The sequence below is a fragment of the Mesorhizobium sp. M1A.F.Ca.IN.020.06.1.1 genome (assembly GCF_004023265.1).
Lineage (GTDB): Bacteria > Pseudomonadota > Alphaproteobacteria > Rhizobiales > Rhizobiaceae > Mesorhizobium.
This window is the reverse complement of the sequence record NZ_RZSR01001211.1, coordinates 1-1493: the sequence shown is the minus strand read 5'-3', so window position 1 is coordinate 1493 and position 1493 is coordinate 1. Positions and strand designations below refer to the sequence as shown.

The window sequence follows — 1493 nt, the reverse complement described above, 5'->3', positions numbered from 1 at the left end:
CTCGGGCACCGTCTACCATCCCGTCTCGACCTGTCGCATGGGTCCGGACGCTTCGCGCGCCGTCGTCGATCCCCGACTTCGGGTGCATGGGCTCGAGGGCTTGCGTGTGATCGACGCATCGATCTTTCCCGACAACATCACGGGCAACACCAACGCCGCCGCAATCCTCACCGGATGGAAAGGCGCCGAGCGGGTTCTGGAGGATCAGAAATGAAAGTCACCGACGTCAAGACCTGGGTTGTCGGCAACCCGCCGCCCGGCATCGGCGGCAAGTATTTCATCTTCGTCAAGCTCACCACCGATGGCGGCGTGGTCGGCTATGGCGAGGCCTACAACGCCACCTTCTCGGCGCATGTCACTGCCAAGATGATCGAGGATATGGCCGAGCGCTACCTCATCGGCCGCGATCCGCACGATATCGAGAACCTCTTCCGCCGCGTCTATTCCTCCGGCTTCACCCAGCGTCCCGACGTTTCCGGGATGGGGTGCTTTTCGGCACTCGAAATGGCCTGCTGGGACATCATCGGCAAGGAGGCCGGCAAGCCGGCCTACAAGCTGCTCGGCGGCCAGGTGCACGAGACGCTGCGCTCCTACACCTATCTCTATCCGCACACCGGCAGCGTCCATTCGGAAGACGCCCGCGGCCAGAACGTCTACAACGATCCCGACATGGCCGCGGCCTGCGCTCTGGAATATGTCGAGCAGGGATTCAACGCCGTCAAGCTCGACCCGGCCGGGCCTTACACGGCCTATGACGGCCATCAGCCGCGCCTGATCGACATCGACCTCTCGGCGCGCATGATCAAGGCGATCCGCGAGGCGGTAGGCACCAGGGCGGACATCCTGTTCGGAACCCATGGCCAGTTCACCGCCTCCGGTGCGCTTCGTATGGCCCGTGCAATCGAGCCCTACGATCCGCTGTGGTTCGAGGAGCCGGTGCCGCCGGACATGCCCGAGGTGATGGCGCAGGTCGCTCGCGGCACCTCGATTCCTATCGCCACCGGCGAGCGGCTGACGACAAAATTCGAATTCGCGCGCGTCATCGAGAACCGCGCCGCGACCATCCTGCAGCCGGATCTCGGCCGCTCCGGCGGCATTCTCGAAACCAAGAAGATCGCCGCCATGGCCGAGGCCTACCACATCCAGGTGGCGCCGCATTGCTATTGCGGGCCGATCGTCGGCGCCGCCAACATCCAGCTTGCGGTGACTCTGCCCAACTTCCTCATCCTGGAATCGTTGAAGCAGTGGGACGGTTTTCACGCCACGCTGCTCAGGAAGAAGATCGAATGGCAGGATGGGAACGTCATCCCGTCGAAGGAGCCAGGCCTCGGTGTCGAGCTCAACGAGGAAGTCTGCGAGGCGCACCCCTATAGCGGCAAAGACCTGCATCTGCAGATGATGCAGACGCCGCTGATGCCGTGACGGCGCGCCTCGCCTACGCCTTCATCGGCCTTGGTCATCTCGGCGGCAACCTTGCCGCCAGCCTGCTGCGC

2 protein-coding genes are annotated in these 1493 nt (G+C 63.9%); both read left to right on the top strand.

Annotated features, from left to right (window positions below; all coding sequences use genetic code 11):
• On the top strand, nt 1-214 hold a 214-nt coding region (locus tag EOA60_RS32565), incomplete at its 5' end, for a GMC oxidoreductase (RefSeq protein ID WP_245502669.1).
• Complete coding sequence (locus EOA60_RS32560; RefSeq protein ID WP_095823247.1) at nt 211-1422, top strand: mandelate racemase/muconate lactonizing enzyme family protein; 1212 nt, start codon at nt 211-213, stop codon at nt 1420-1422. The genes EOA60_RS32565 and EOA60_RS32560, both read left to right, overlap by 4 nt.
• Nucleotides 1423-1493: the final 71 nt, after the last annotated feature.

Coding starts and splice junctions, on each gene's coding strand:
- EOA60_RS32560 (WP_095823247.1), top strand. CDS start 211: ATGAAAGTCACCGACGTCAAGACCTGGGTTGTCGGCAACCCGCCGCCC.